Genomic DNA, 14,711 nt, shown 5'->3' on the forward strand with positions numbered 1-14,711 from the left:
TGTCACTACGCCAGCTCGAGCGCAGACGCAACAGCGACGGGATCGACCGGGATGGGTTCGACGACAGGCATTCCCGACAGCGCGGTGTCCGGATCCTTCAGGCCGTTGCCGGTCACGGTGCAGACGACGGTCAGCCCGCTGTCCAGCCAGCCTTCCTTGCGAGCGGCGAGCAAGCCCGCGATGCTCGCGGCCGAAGCGGGCTCCACGAACACGCCTTCGGTCTTCGCGACCAGGCGGTAGGCCTCGAGGATTTCGTCGTCGGTGGCTGCACGGAACGCGCCGTTCGACTCTTCCTTGGCAGCGACAGCGCCGTTCCACGATGCGGGGGAACCGATTCGGATCGCGGTGGCGATGGTTTCCGGGTCCTTGACGGGTGCACCGTTGACGAGAGGCGCAGCACCCGCGGCCTGCACCCCGAGCATGCGCGGCTTGACGGATGTGATTCCGTCACGGAAGTACTCGGAGTACCCACGCCAGTAGGCGGTGATGTTTCCCGCGTTGCCGACAGGCAGTGCGTGGACGTCGGGAGCCTTGCCCAGCGCGTCGCAAACCTCGAACGCAGCGGTCTTCTGTCCCTCGATGCGGACCGGGTTGACGGAGTTGACCAGGCCGATGGTCGGGAACTCGGCCGTCGTCTTGCGCGCGAGTTCGAGGCAGTCGTCGAAGTTGCCCTGCACCTGAATGATCTTGGCGCCGTGCATGACTGCCTGGGCGAGCTTGCCCATCGCGATCTTGCCCTGCGGAACGAGCACTGCGCAGCCCATTTTCGCCTTGGCGGCGTAGGCGGCAGCCGACGCGGACGTGTTACCGGTCGACGCGCACAGCACGGCCTCCTGGCCGCGTGCGAGAGCGTCGGTGACGGCCATGGTCATACCGCGGTCCTTGAACGACCCCGTCGGGTTGAGGCCCTCGACCTTCAGATGCACCTCGCATCCGGTGATCTCGGACAGATGCTCGGCGTGGATCAGCGGCGTTCCGCCTTCGAGCAGGGTGACGGTCTTCCAGTCCGGCCCGAGAGCGAGTCGATCGCGATACGCCTCGATCAGCCCTGGCCACGGCGTGTGAACGGTCATTCGGTGGTGCCTTCCAATCTGAGAACGCTTGCGACTGAGGTGACGACGTCGAGCTTGTCCAACGCCGAGACGGTTTCGGACAGAGCGGAGTCCGCGGCGACATGAGTGACGACGACGAGTCGTGCTCCGTCGCCTGCGCCCTCCTGCCGCACCGTCGAGATACTGACGTCGCGCTTGGAGAACTCGGCCGCGACGGTAGCGAGAACTCCCGGCTTGTCGGCCACCTCCATGCTGACGTAGTACCGAGTGGGGATGTCTCCCATGGGCGCAACCTTGAGTTTGGCGTACTTGGACTCGAGCGGGCCACGTCCGCCGTAGAACTTGTTGCGCGCAGCCATCACGAGATCGCCGAGCACCGCGGAGGCCGTCGGCGATCCGCCTGCGCCCTGCCCGTAGAACATGAGCCGGCCGGCTGCCTCGGCCTCGACGACGACGGCGTTGAACGCACCGTTGACCGTTGCCAGGGGGTGATTCCGCGGCACGAGTGCCGGGTAGACGCGCGCGGAGATGCGCTCCTTGCCCTTGGGCGTCGTGATGCGCTCGCAGATGGCGAGCAGCTTGATGGTGCAGTCGAGAGACCGTGCCGTCTGCAGATCCTCGGCGGTGATCTTGCTGATGCCCTCACGGTAGACATCACCTGCAGTGACGCGTGTGTGGAACGCGATCGACGCGAGAATCGCTGCCTTGGATGCGGCGTCGTAGCCTTCGACGTCGGCCGTCGGGTCGGCTTCGGCGTATCCGAGTCGTCCTGCTTCGGCGAGCGTCTCGGCGTAGTCGGCTCCGGTCTCGTCCATCGCGGAGAGGATGAAGTTCGTTGTGCCGTTGACGATTCCGGCGACCTTGTTGACGCGGTCACCGGCGAGAGACTGCATCAACGGACGCACGACGGGGATGGCACCCGCGACCGCTGCCTCGAAATACAGGTCTGCGCGCGACTTCTCGGCCGCGTCGTTGAGCTCCCCCGCGTACTCCGCGAGCAGCGCCTTGTTCGCGGTGACGACCGACTTGCCCTTCTCGAGAGCCGAGAAGATCAGCTTGCGCGGAACGTCGATGCCGCCCAAGACCTCGACGACGAGGTCGACGTCGTCGCGTTCGACGAGCGAGGCCGGGTCGTCGGTCAACAGCGAGGAGTCGACGCCGCGGTCACCGTCGACGCGGCGGACGGCGATACCGCGAATCTCCAGCGGCGCACCGACTCTCGCCTCGAAATCGGCGGCGTTCTCGGTCAGGATTCGAACGACTTCGCTTCCGACGTTTCCGAGTCCGAGAACGGCGACGCCCAACGGCTTCGTGGTCATGGCTGCACCTCCAAGCTGAGCAGATCTTCCAATGTCTCCCGGCGCAGAACGAGGCGGGACTTTCCGTCTTTCACTGCCACGACGGCAGGTCGAGTCAACAGGTTGTACCGACTGGACATCGAGTAGCAGTACGCGCCGGTCGCCGCGACGGCCAACAGGTCGCCCGGCCCGACGTCGCTCGGCATCCACGTGTTCTTGATGACGATGTCCCCGCTCTCGCAATGCTTTCCGACGACGCGAGCCAACACCGCATCGGATTCGCTGTCACGCGAGACGAGCCTGCAGTCGTACTCCGCCTGATACAGCGACGTGCGAATGTTGTCGCTCATGCCGCCGTCGACGCTGATGTAGCGACGACGGGTCTTCGCGTCGACCGTCACGTCCTTGGTGGTACCGACCTCGTACAGCGTGACCGTTCCCGGACCTGCGATGGCGCGTCCCGGCTCGACGTCGATGCGCGGCACCGGGAGTCCGACGGCCGCGGATTCGGCCTCGACGATGGACTTCAATTTCGCGGCGAGATCCTCGACCGCGGGCGGGTCGTCGCTCGCCACGTACGAGATGCCCATGCCGCCACCGAGATCGATCGTCGAGATCTGCGACGTCTTGTCCGTGCCGAACTCCGACACCACGTCTCGGAGCAGGCCCAGCAACTTGTGCGCTGCGAGTTCGAATCCGTCGACCTCGAAGATCTGCGATCCGATGTGGCTGTGCAGTCCGACCAAACGCAGATTGTCCGTGGCGAAGACGCGGCGGACGGCTTCGAGCGCCGAACCGTCGGCGAGCGAGAAGCCGAACTTCTGATCCTCGTGCGCGGTGGCGATGAACTCGTGCGTGTGCGCCTCGACACCGACGGTGACGCGAACCAGCACGTCCTGCACGACGCCGAGTTCGCCTGCGATGGTGTTCAATCGCTCGATCTCGATCATCGAGTCGAGAACGACGTGCTCGACACCGGCACGGACGCCCGCGGTCAGTTCGTCGATCGATTTGTTGTTGCCGTGCATGGCAATTCGGTTCGCCGGGAAGCCCGCGGCGAGCGCGATGCCCAGTTCGCCACCGGAGCACACGTCGAGAGAGAGGCCCTCGTCGGCGATCCAGCGGGCGATCTCGCCACACAGAAACGCCTTCGACGCGTAGTGCACGCGAGCCGGACCGCCGAATGCATCGGCCATTTCCCGTGCACGCGAACGGAAATCGTCCTCGTCGATGACGAACAGCGGCGTACCGTACTGTTCCGCGAGCTCGGCGACCGACACACCCGCGAGACGGACGACGCCGTCGTCACCGCGAGATGCATTGCGCGGGAAGACATGCGCGGGCAGTGCCGTCATCTCCGACGCCGAAGCGGGCCGCTCCGTCCACGACTCCTTGGCCGCGACGTCGGCATGCTTCGGGCCGGCGGGATGCGCGCTCACATGCGCTCCGGTGCGCTGACACCGAGCAGACCAAGGCCGTTGGCCAAGACCTGTCGGGTTGCGTTGCCCAACGCCAAACGGGCAGTGTTCACGGGGCCTGGCTCCTCGTCTCCTTGTGGAAGCACTCGACACGCGCCGTAGAACCGGTGGTAAGCACCCGCCAGTTCTTCGAGGTAGCGAGCGATACGGTGCGGTTCACGCAAATCTGCCGCGCTGGCAACGACTCTGGGGTATTCGCCGATCGTCCGAATGAGCTCGCCTTCCTGCTCCTGCGTCAACAGTGCAAGATCCGGGTCGTCGCCGGACAGCCCGAGCTCGGCTGCATTGCGCGCCAACGACGCAAGCCGCGCGTGCGCGTACTGGACGTAGTAGACCGGGTTCTCGTTGCTGGCGCTCGCCCACAGCTCGAGGTCGATGTCGATGCTCGAGTCGACCGACGACCGGACCAGAACGTAGCGGGCCGCGTCGACGCCGATCGCCTCGACGAGGTCGTCGAGCGTGATGACGGTGCCCGCACGCTTGCTCATCTTCACGGCCGCGCCGTCGCGCACGAGGTTGACCATCTGACCGATGAGCACCTCGACACTGTTCGGGTCGTCGCCGAATGCCGCCGCGGCGGCCTTGAGGCGGCCGATGTAGCCGTGATGATCGGCACCGAGCATGTAGATGCACAGGTCGAAGCCGCGCTGACGCTTGTTCTGGAAGTACGCGATGTCGCCGGCGATGTAGGCGGCGTTGCCGTCGCTCTTGATGACGACGCGGTCCTTGTCGTCACCGAAGTCGGTGCTGCGCAGCCACCAGGCGCCGTCCTCGGCGTACAGGCTGCCGGAGTTCTTCAGGTACTCGACGGACTTCTCGACGGCACCGGACTCGAACAGCGAGTTCTCGTGGAAATAGACGTCGAAGTCGACACCGAACTCGTGCAGATTGTTCTTGATCTGCGTGAACATCAGATCGACGCCGATGGCCCGGAAGGTCTCCTCCTGGGCAGCAGGCGCCATCGCGAGCACTTCGGGGCTCTTGGCGAGCACGGCCTGGGCGATCTCACCGATGTACGCGCCTGCGTACCCGTCCTCGGGTGCGGGCTCGCCTTTGGCTGCCGCGATGAGCGAACGGCTGAACCGATCGATCTGTGCGCCGTGGTCGTTGAAGTAGTACTCGCGTACCACCTCGGCGCCCTGTGCCGACAGGATTCGACCGAGAGCATCGCCGACGGCGGCCCAGCGGGTCCCGCCGAGATGGATCGGACCGGTCGGGTTGGCCGAGACGAACTCGAGATTCACCTTGCGGCCGGAGAGCGCGGTTCCATGACCGTAGTTCTCGCCCGCAGCGAGTGCCTGCGCGACGATGGCGCCCTGGGCGTCGGCTGCCAGACGAATGTTGAGGAAGCCAGGCCCTGCGACGTCGGCGCTGGAAATGGCGCTGGTCGCGGAAAGGGCGTCGGCCAGCCAACCCGCGAAGTCGCGGGGGCTCACGCCGGCTTTCTTGGCGACCTGAAGTGCGACGTTGGTCGCGTAGTCGCCATGTTCGGGGTTGCGGGGGCGTTCGACCGTCAGCTTTTCGGGCAGCACGGACGCGTCGAGACCGCGTTCGGCAAGCACCTTCGCGGCGGTCGCGCGTAGCAGTTCGGCAAGGTCGGCTGGAGTCACAGGTAGCTATCCTATGGTCTGGGGCGCGGCAGGTCGGCAGCCAGTGTCGTATGAGGGCAGGCGTCACCGCCCGATGGCCTCAAAGCATGCGCTCAGAATGAGAACGTACAGTAATGACGCTCTGCGATCACAGGTCGCCACGACTCGCAGTGCCTGCAGCCATGTGCGTGGATACGGCGCACTTCCCACAACCGAAAGAGCGACGACAGCGATGCCCACGGGTTCCGATAACGGCGGTCGAGGAAACAAGTCGGCTGCCAAAGCCAACAAGGCCATCAAAGCCGCCAAGCGCAAGAGCGGCGTTCCGGCCACCAAATCAGGCCGCCCGGGACGACAGATCCCCTGGTTGACGGTCGGCGCACTCGTCGTCGTGGTCGGTTTGATCGCCATCCTCGCCATCAACCTGATCCCGAAGTACCAGGACCGCGCCGAGGCGCAGAAGTGGGAACCGAGCGAGAGCAACCAGGATCCGTCGACCTCGATCGCGGACGTCGTGAAGATCGATTACCCGGCCGCTCTGCACGTCAGCCCGACCCAGCGCGTCGCGTACGACCAGACTCCCCCGTTCGGCGGACCGCACGACGCAACCTGGGCCACGTGCACCGGCGTCGTGTACCCCGAAGCCATCCGCACCGAGAACGCCGTGCACTCGCTCGAGCACGGTGCCGTGTGGATCACGTACAACCCCGACGAGCTCAGCGAAGATCAGATCGCGACGCTGGCCGACAAGGTCGACGGCGAGTCCTACATGCTGATGTCGCCGTTCCCGGGCCAGGACACCGCCGTGTCGCTGCAGTCGTGGGGTCACCAGCTCAAGGTCGACAGCGTCGACGACGAACGTATCGACCAGTTCGTGTCGGCTCTGCGCCTGAACCGCTACGCGTACCCGGAGGTCGGCGCCAGCTGCTCGACGGTTCCCGGCTCGTTCGATCCCGACAACCCGCCTGCATTCGATCCGTCGGCACCGGGACCCGACGCAGTGCCGATGGACGGCGCCGGCATCACACCCGACGCCAGCGAGTCCGGCGCTGCCGGTGGAACCGCCGGACTGCCGTCCGATCTGCAACTCCCGTCCGACCTGCAGCTTCCGACCGAAGCTCCGGCGGAACCGGCTCCCGCGTCCTGATGTCCGATCAGCCCCGTAAGAAGTCGGAGATCGCCGCACTGGCGGTTCTCGGACTGATCGCTGCCGTCGCGATCGGATTCGCACTCGGATTCCTGGCCCGAACCAATTTCATCGGCGGCGACGACTCGGTCCCGGCGGCGGATTCGGTCGACGTCGGCTTCGCGCAGGACATGTCGGTGCACCACAACCAGGCCATCGACATGTCCTCGATCGCGCTGACCAATGCGACGGATCAGCCCGTACGGACGCTCGCGTTCGACATGCTGACGTCGCAGCAGAACCAGGTCGGTCAGATGCAAGGCTGGCTCGCCATCTGGGACCGGGCCCCCGTCGGATCGAACGGTTACATGGGCTGGATGAAGGACGACGAAGGCCACTCCCACACCATGTCCATGGCGACGCAAGCACCGGATTCCGGTCACTCCGCAGGCTCCGCTCCTAGCGGCTCGGTTGCCGCCATGCCGGGGATGGCCACGGCCGACGAGTTGGCCGCACTACGCCAGGCCACCGGACCGGCCGTCGACGTGATGTTCCTGCAGCTGATGCTGCGACATCACGAGGGCGGGCTCTCGATGATGGAGTACGCCGCCGACCACGCGGAGACTCCTGCGCTGATCCGGCTCGCACAGTCGATGATCTCGACGCAGGAGAGCGAGGCCACGCTCATGAAGCAAATGCTCGCCGAGCGTGGCGCCGCTCCACTGCCTTCTAACTAAGGGTCATTCCGCAGGCTCCACTCCCGGCTAATCAGAAGCCGAGAACGTCCAGTCGGCCACCTCGGGCATGTCCTCGAGGTGGTCGACGACGTATTTCTCGTGCCGCGCGAGTTGTGACGTGCAGTAGTCGACCAACTCACTGCCCTTCTCCGGCACCCGACGCGATCGCCGCAGCGCTTCGAGCACGAGGTGGTAGCGGCTCATCTTATTCAGAACCACCATGTCGAACGGCGTCGTCGTCGTGCCCTGTTCGTTGAAGCCGCGCACGTGGAAGCGTCCGGCATTGGTGCGACCGTGCAAAAGCTCGTGCACGGCGCGCGGATATCCGTGAAACGCGAACACGACGTCGGTGTCGGCGGTGAACAAGTCCACGAACTTGGTCTCGGGGAATCCGTGCGGATGTTCCTCGGGCGTCAGCAATCCCATCAGATCGACGACGTTGACGACGCGCACCCGCAGGTACGGAACCCATTCGCGCAGAATCTGCGCCGCTGCGAGGATTTCCTGCGTCGGGACGTCTCCTGCAGCAGCGAGCACGATGTCGGGCTCGTTCGGTGTTCCCGCCGTATCGGTTTCGGTACCCGCCCAATCCCAGATCGACGCACCGGCCGCACAATGCACGTTCGCCTGCTCCAGCGTCAGGTACTGCAGGTGCGGCTGCTTGTCGACGACGATCAGATTCACGTGATCGCGGCTTCGCAGGCAGTGATCGGAGATCGACAGCAATGTATTCGAGTCCGGCGGAAGCCAGACCCGCACGACGTCCGGAGCGAGCGGAATGACCGCATCGATCATGCCGGGGCCTTGGTGGCTGAAGCCGTTGTGATCGTTGCGCCAGCACGTGCTCGTCAGCAGTACGTTGAGCGACGCGACGGGCTCGCGCCAGGGCAGGTCCGCCGCGTGCTGAAGCCACTTGACGTGCTGGATCATCATCGAGACGCTGACCATCGCGAACGCCTCGTAGCTGGCGAACACGCCGTGCCCGCCCGCAAGCAGATAGCCTTCGAGCCAGCCTTCGCACAGATGCTCGCTCAGCACCTCCATCACACGTCCGTCGGGTGACAAGTGGTCGTCCCATTCCTCCACCGGCAGCTGCCAGCAGCGGTCGGTCTGCTCGAACACTGCCGCGAGTCGGTTGCTCGCCGTCTCGTCCGGACAGAACAGTCGGAAGTCGCCACCGCCGTCGTCGCGCGTGTTGTCGGCGTAGATGTCGCGCATGAGCTCCCCGAGGACACGCGTCGTCTCGTGGAAGCCTGCGCCCGGTGACTCGATCGGGATCTCGTACTTCTCGAGCGCCGGAATACGAAGGGGACGAAGGAGTCTGCCGCCGTTGGCGTACGGCGTCGACCCCATGCGCTTGTCGCCCGACGGAGCCAGTGCGACAAGCTCTTTCACGAGCGCACCGTCGTCGTCGAACAGGTTGTGCGGTTCGTAGGATTTCAGCCACGTCTCCAGCTGAGCCAAGTGGTCGGGGTTGGTGCGGACGCCCGACAACGGAACCTGATGCGCACGGAATGTGCCCTCGACGAGGACGCCGTCGACCGTGTGCGGGCCGGTCCATCCCTTCGGCGTGCGCAGAACGATTGCAGGCCAACGGAACTCAGCCCCGCCTCCCCCGGACCGCGCCGCATCCTGGATCGCACGAATCGAGCTGTGCGACTGCGCGATCGCGCGTTCGAGGGCCGGGAACACCTGTCGCGGATCGTCACCGGACACGACGACGGGATCCCACCCCTGGCCACGAAGGAACGCCTCGACGTCCTCGTCATTGCTGCGTCCGAACACCGTGGGACCCGCGATCTTCGCACCGTTGAGATTGAGGATCGGTAGAACTGCGCCGTCGCGTCGCGGATTGAGGAACGCCGGAAGCTTCCAGGACCCGGCGAGCGGACCCGTCTCGGCTTCACCGTCGCCGATCACGCACGCGACCGTCAGATCGGGTCGGTCGAACGCCGCGCCGCCCGCATGGACGAGCGCGTACCCGAGCTCTCCTCCCTCGTGGATGCTGCCGGGCGTCTGCACACTCACATGGCTCGGAATGCCACCGGGCGACGAGAACTGGCGGCACAGGCGTCGAACGCCCTCGGTGTCCTGCGAGACGTGCGGATAGATTTCCGAATAGGTGCCCTCGAGATACGTCGACGCCACGAGGGCAGGCCCACCGTGACCCGGGCCCGTCACGTACAGCCAATCGGAATCGGTGTTCTTGATGTGCCTGTTCAACAGCGTGTAGATCATGGACAGCGCGGGGCTCGTTCCCCAGTGCCCGAGCAGCCGCGGCTTGATGTGTTCGGCAGTCAGAGGCTGCCGAACGAGAGTGTTGTCCTTCAGATAGATCTGAGCCACGGTCAGGTAGTTCGCTGCGGCCCACCACTTCAAGTCGAGATCCAGGTCGTCCGTCGAGTACTGATGTGCGGTCACTGATCGTCCTTTCGAACCGATGTCGGCGTCTCCACTCCACACACGACACTAGGGCGATTTCGGCTGCCGGGGGTGATGCGCTAGTCTTGGACCCGCCCTGGCCCCCGTAGCTCAGGGGATAGAGCGTTCGCCTCCGGAGCGAAAGGCCGCAGGTTCGAATCCTGCCGGGGGCACACATTCTTTGCGAGTATTGCGGTGTGCCCGATCAAGTCGATGTCGACGAGGTAGCCGACGAGCTGTATGCGCTCGATCCATCCGAGTTCGTTGCCGCACGCAAGGACGCCGTTGCCCGCGCGCGTCAGGCAGGCGACCGTAAGACAACAACCGCTATCGGGGCGCTGCGCAAACCCACCGTGGTCGGGTGGATGGTCAACCTACTGGTTCGCGAGGAACCGGAGGACATCGCCGAATTGTTCGACCTCGGCGACAGTCTGCGCGACGCTCAAAGACGTTCCGCGACCGACGCGCTCAAGGAACTCTCCGGAGCCCGACAGCAGGCGATACGGGCGCTGACGCGTCGAGCAGTGAAGATCGCGGCCGAGCACGGCAAGCCTGGTGCCGACGCGGAGCGCGAAATCGGCCAGACCCTGAACGCGGCTCTCGCCGATCCGGAGATCGCCGAGCGGGTGCGCGCGGGGCGCGTCGTGACCGCGGAGTCGTACAGCGGGTTCGGTCCGGCGATGTTGACGCTGGCGCCGGATCCGGAAGAGCCCGCCGAGGACGAGGTCGTCGCCCAGGAAGAGGACGATTCCGTCGACCAGGAGGCTCTCGAGCGAGCCAAGGAGCTGCTCGACCAAGCCCAGGAAGAGCTCGACGACGCGAGGGAGGACGAGGCGTCCGCGCGCGTGGCCGCCGAATCCGCCCGTGTAGAAGCGGAATCCGCCGAGGAGAGTCTCGCCGAGGTCAAGGAACGCCTCGCTCGCTTGAGGGACGAACTACACGAGGCCGAGGAGCAGGAGGCCGACGCGCGTCGGGCCGTGAAGTCGACCGATCGTGAAGCACGGCGGCTGAAGAGAGTGCTCACCGACGCCGAAGCGCGGACGGAGGAAGCACAGAACGCCGTGGACCGCGCTACGCAGGCTCGATGATCGCGGTGATGGCAGTGATGTCGCCTGCCGGGATCTCGAAGTGCTCGGTGACGGACACGGTGATTCCGCCGTCGAGGTCGAGCAGATAGCGCCCGACGACGTTGCTTCCCCATTCGCGCAGATTTAGCTCGCGCACTGCGACGATGGGCTTGTACTGCTGGCCCTGCTCCAGGTCGTCGCAGATGAATTGCCCTGTGTCGCCGGTGCTTCGGCCGTTCTCGACACGGCGGCACGCGTCGGCGAGTCGTAGTTTGGTGGCGTCGTGGCTGACGAGAGCCTTGATGTATTCGCGCGCCATCGCGACACGTCCGGAATCGGCCTCGCGGGTGGCGTGCGTCGCGATTCCACGCAGGAGCGGCTCGGCGAGTTCGGGGCGGCAGATCAGGAGATCCGGAACGTACGGGTGAGAGTTGTTGTACGTCAACGGCTCTCCGTCGATGCGCGAGCAGTGCAGTCCAGCTGCCAGCGCCACCCCGACGGGCGCGGCCGAATCCCACTCCCACTGACCACCCGAATGGACGTACGCGTCGACGTCACCGCGTACCACCGCCATCGCCTTGGCACCGGCTGATCCCATCGTGACGACATCGCCGCCGACGTCCGCCGCCAGTGCGTCCATGTAATACGGCGGCCGGCTGTCGCTGACGACGAGCTGCGGCCTGCGATCGACCGCAGGCGACAGCGTCACGTCCGCAGTGGAGTAGACGACCCCCAGAGCCGGCTGCGCGACGGCAGATGCAGTCATCCCCTTCCCTGCCTCCCACAGGCCCACGTGAACCGCCCAGTCGCCGCGACCGGCCATGCCGTATTCACGGGATCCATCGAGCGGGTCGATGATCCAGACTCGTGACGCGTCGAGCCTGGTGAGATCGTCGGCCGACTCCTCGGACAGCACCGAATCTCCCGGTCGCTCGGCCCGCACACGATTCAGAATCAGGTCGTTGGCCTGCGTGTCACCGAGTCGACCCAACTCACGTCCCCGCACGTCGCTGGTGTCGCGGATCCGGAGCAGAAGTTCCCCGGCCGCGCGCGCGACGTCGGCTGCGAATTCACTGTCCTGCTGTGTCGAATGCGTCACGCGCCCAACAATTCCACAATACGAGCTGCTTGTGTCGTCGGATCGCCATCGGACGGGTGAAGAACGAGGTCGGCGTGGTCGGGAGTTTCGTACGGGTCGTCGACGCCGGTGAATCCGGTGATCTCACCGGCACGCGCCTTGGCGTACATACCTTTCGGGTCCCGCTCGGCACACACGTCGACGGGCGTGTCGACATAGACCTCGAAGAACGGAAGGCCTGCTCGTTCGTGAATTCGACGCACCTCGTCGCGGTCGGTTCGATACGGGCTGATGAGGCACGCGATGGCGACGAGCCCCGCGTCGGACATCAGTTCGGCGACCTCGCCGACCCGTCGCACGTTCTCGGAGCGGCCGGCCCGGTCGAAGCCCAGGTCCGAATTGAGACCGTGCCTCAGGTTGTCGCCGTCGAGGCGATATGCAGGACGGCCCGACGCCACCAGAATCCGTTCGAGTTCCGCGGCGATCGTCGATTTGCCCGACGCCGACAGCCCGGTCAGCCATACCGTCGCCCCTCGCGTCGCCCGATTCTCGCGCTCGACGCGCGCGGCATGCCACACGACGTTCGACGCCGCGAGCGCAGGCCCGCCGATCATTCCTGCTGCGACGGTGGCACCCGTGGTCTCGTCGACGAGCAAAAAGCTGCCGGTCACGCGATTGCGGCGATACGGGTCGAAGAACAGCGGATTCTGGGTTCTGATCCGCACTCGCCCGATGTCGTTGAGCGCCAACGCAGTCGAGCCCTTGTCGCGGTGGAGTGTGTCCACGTCCAGCCGATAGTCGAGCCGAGTGATGCGCGCGACCGTCGTGTTCGTCGTGTGCATCAGCATGTACCGGTCGTCGGTGCGCAGTTCGGAGCCCTCGGCGAGCCAACACACCATGGCGTCGATCTCCGTACCGATCTCGGGACGGTTGTTCGGCCTGCACAGCATGTCACCACGTCCGACGTCGAGTGCATCACCCAGTTCGATACACACCGCCGACGACGCGAACCCCGCCGCCATGGACGCGCCGCCCGGCCCCCAGACCGCCGCGATGGTCGTCTGAAAACCGGAGGGCAGCACCACGACGTCGTCTCCGGGGGCGAAGGTTCCGCCCGCGACCGTCCCGGCCAGACCCCGGAAGTCACTGCCGTTCCTGGGCCTGACGACGTATTGGACCGGAAACCGCGCGTCGATGAGGTTGCGGTCCGACGCTACGTGCACGTCCTCGAGCAGGTGCAGCAGCGAGGCACCGGTGTACCAGGGCATCGACTGGGTTCGGTGCACGACGTTGTCGCCATCGCGGGCGCACATCGGGACGAACGTCAGATCGTGGACGTCGAGCTTGGCCGCGAACGCCGCGAAGTCGGCCTTGATCTCCTCGAACCTGTCCTCGGACCAGTCGACCAGGTCCATCTTGTTGATACACAACACGAGGTGCGCGATGCCGAGCAGCGACGCCAGAAACGCGTGGCGCTTCGTCTGCTGAAGCACGCCTGCCCGAGCGTCGACGAGAATCAGCGCGAGATCGGCCGTCGACGCACCCGTCACCATGTTGCGGGTGTACTGAACGTGGCCCGGGGTGTCCGCGATGATGAATGTCCTTCGCGGAGTGGAGAAGTAACGGTACGCGACGTCGATGGTAATGCCCTGCTCTCGCTCGGCGCGCAACCCGTCGGTCAGCAACGCGAGATCGGCGGCATCGCCGCCACGTTCGCGCGACGAACGTTCCACCGCGTCCCACTGGTCCTCGAAGATCGCCTTCGAGTCGTACAGCAGCCTGCCGATCAACGTCGACTTGCCGTCGTCGACGCTGCCTGCAGTGGCGACCCTGAGCAGCTGCGACATCAGAAGTAGCCTTCCTTCTTGCGATCTTCCATGCCCGTCTCCGAGATGCGGTCGTCGGCGCGCGTCGCACCGCGTTCGGTGGTTCGGGAGGCGGCGATCTCGGCGACGACGGCAGCAGCATCGGCAGCTGCGGACTGCACGCACCCCGTGCATGTTGCGTCGCCGACGGTTCGAAAACGGACGAGGGCCTCGAAGGGCGCCTCGTCGGGATCGACGAAACGAGTTGCGGCGAGCAACATTCCGTCGCGCGCGAAGACCATTCGACGGTGTGCGTAATACAGGGGCGGAAGCACGATGCGCTCGGCGGCGATGTACTGCCAGATGTCGAGTTCGGTCCAGTTGGACAACGGGAAGACACGACACTGCTCACCTCGTCGATGACGACCGTTGTACAGCTGCCACAGTTCCGGCCGCTGCTTGCGTGGATCCCACTGGCCGTGTTCGTCTCGAAAGCTGAAGACTCGCTCTTTGGCGCGCGCTTTCTCCTCGTCACGACGCGCTCCCCCGAACACGACGTCGAACCGGTTCTCCTCGATCGCTCGAAGCAATGTTCTGGTCTGCAGTCGGTTACGCGAACCGCCTGGCTCCTCGACGGAGCGGCCGGCGTCGAGGTCGTCCTGGACGCGGGCGACGAGCAACGAGACATCGAGGTCGGCGACGGTGCGGTCACGAAACTCGATGACCTCGTCGAAGTTGTGCCCGGTATCGATGTGCAACGCCGCGAACGGAATTCGCGCCGGCCAGAACGCCTTGGCCGCGACATGCAGCATGACGACGGAATCCTTGCCTCCCGAGAACAGCAGTACCGGGCGCTCGGCGGTGGCCGCCACCTCGCGGAAGATGTGCACTGCCTCGGCTTCCAGCGCGCCGAGATGCGACAGCTCGTAGTCGGTCGAGGTCACCCCACCCTCCCTGATAGAACTCGTTACACCACCGCGGGCGCACATTGACCACGCGCGATGCTTATCATAGTCTCACATACTAGAACCTGTTCTATTTATACGGAACGAGGAGATGC

11 protein-coding genes and 1 tRNA gene are annotated in these 14,711 nt (G+C 65.4%); 4 read left to right on the forward strand and 8 right to left on the reverse strand.

The features are described from left to right. Positions 1-5 precede the first annotated feature (5 nt). The 4 genes from thrC to argS are packed head-to-tail and all read right to left on the reverse strand — an operon-like array spanning position 6 to position 5,438. On the reverse strand, positions 6-1,073 hold the full coding sequence (gene thrC / locus CHB96_RS11555; protein ID WP_089246239.1) for a threonine synthase: 1,068 nt from the start codon (positions 1,071-1,073) through the stop codon (positions 6-8). Continuing rightward, complete coding sequence (locus CHB96_RS11560; RefSeq protein ID WP_089246241.1) at positions 1,070-2,371, reverse strand: homoserine dehydrogenase; 1,302 nt, start codon at positions 2,369-2,371, stop codon at positions 1,070-1,072. The genes thrC and CHB96_RS11560 overlap by 4 nt, the downstream gene beginning before the upstream one ends. After that, positions 2,368-3,789, reverse strand: a complete 1,422-nt coding sequence (gene lysA, locus CHB96_RS11565; RefSeq protein WP_089246243.1) for a diaminopimelate decarboxylase — start codon at positions 3,787-3,789, stop codon at positions 2,368-2,370. The genes CHB96_RS11560 and lysA overlap by 4 nt, the downstream gene beginning before the upstream one ends. Next, positions 3,786-5,438 (reverse strand): arginine--tRNA ligase, encoded by a 1,653-nt coding sequence (gene argS / locus CHB96_RS11570; protein ID WP_089246245.1) that lies wholly within the window; start codon positions 5,436-5,438, stop codon positions 3,786-3,788. Before argS ends, lysA begins: the two co-directional genes overlap by 4 nt. Before the next feature lie 211 nt (positions 5,439-5,649). On the opposite strand from argS, the gene CHB96_RS11575 reads away from it, so the two are divergent. After that, positions 5,650-6,564, forward strand: a complete 915-nt coding sequence (locus tag CHB96_RS11575; RefSeq protein ID WP_089246247.1) for a thioredoxin-like domain-containing protein — start codon at positions 5,650-5,652, stop codon at positions 6,562-6,564. Beyond that, positions 6,564-7,280: a DUF305 domain-containing protein gene (locus CHB96_RS11580; protein ID WP_089246249.1), complete on the forward strand. Its 717-nt coding sequence runs from the start codon at positions 6,564-6,566 to the stop codon at positions 7,278-7,280. The genes CHB96_RS11575 and CHB96_RS11580 overlap by 1 nt, the downstream gene beginning before the upstream one ends. A 27-nt stretch (positions 7,281-7,307) precedes the next feature. Here the strand turns inward: CHB96_RS11580 and CHB96_RS11585 are convergent, their stop codons facing one another. Next, positions 7,308-9,701, reverse strand: a complete 2,394-nt coding sequence (locus CHB96_RS11585; protein WP_089246251.1) for a phosphoketolase family protein — start codon at positions 9,699-9,701, stop codon at positions 7,308-7,310. 100 nt (positions 9,702-9,801) lie between these two features. Between CHB96_RS11585 and CHB96_RS11590 the strand changes: the two genes are divergently transcribed. Both CHB96_RS11590 and CHB96_RS11595 read left to right on the forward strand, forming a co-directional pair. Next, positions 9,802-9,874: transfer RNA gene (locus tag CHB96_RS11590), tRNA-Arg, on the forward strand. Positions 9,875-9,898: 24 nt separating this feature from the next. Next, positions 9,899-10,789: a hypothetical protein gene (locus CHB96_RS11595; RefSeq protein ID WP_089246253.1), complete on the forward strand. Its 891-nt coding sequence runs from the start codon at positions 9,899-9,901 to the stop codon at positions 10,787-10,789. Here the strand turns inward: CHB96_RS11595 and CHB96_RS11600 are convergent. Genes CHB96_RS11600 through cysD form a run of 3 tightly spaced genes read right to left on the reverse strand, consistent with a single transcriptional unit; the run spans position 10,773 to position 14,640 of the window. Next, a complete protein-coding gene (locus CHB96_RS11600; protein ID WP_089246255.1) occupies positions 10,773-11,867 on the reverse strand; it encodes a 3'(2'),5'-bisphosphate nucleotidase CysQ in 1,095 nt (364 codons plus the stop codon). The two genes, CHB96_RS11595 and CHB96_RS11600, sit on opposite strands and share 17 nt — an antisense overlap. After that, entirely contained in the window at positions 11,864-13,693 is a 1,830-nt protein-coding gene (cysC, locus tag CHB96_RS11605) for an adenylyl-sulfate kinase (protein WP_089246257.1), read from the reverse strand. Before cysC ends, CHB96_RS11600 begins: the two co-directional genes overlap by 4 nt. Further along, positions 13,693-14,640: a sulfate adenylyltransferase subunit CysD gene (gene cysD / locus CHB96_RS11610; RefSeq protein WP_089246259.1), complete on the reverse strand. Its 948-nt coding sequence runs from the start codon at positions 14,638-14,640 to the stop codon at positions 13,693-13,695. Before cysD ends, cysC begins: the two co-directional genes overlap by 1 nt. Positions 14,641-14,711 lie beyond the last annotated feature (71 nt).

Origin of the sequence: Rhodococcoides kyotonense (assembly GCF_900188125.1) — a bacterium.
Lineage (GTDB): Bacteria > Actinomycetota > Actinomycetes > Mycobacteriales > Mycobacteriaceae > Rhodococcoides > Rhodococcoides kyotonense.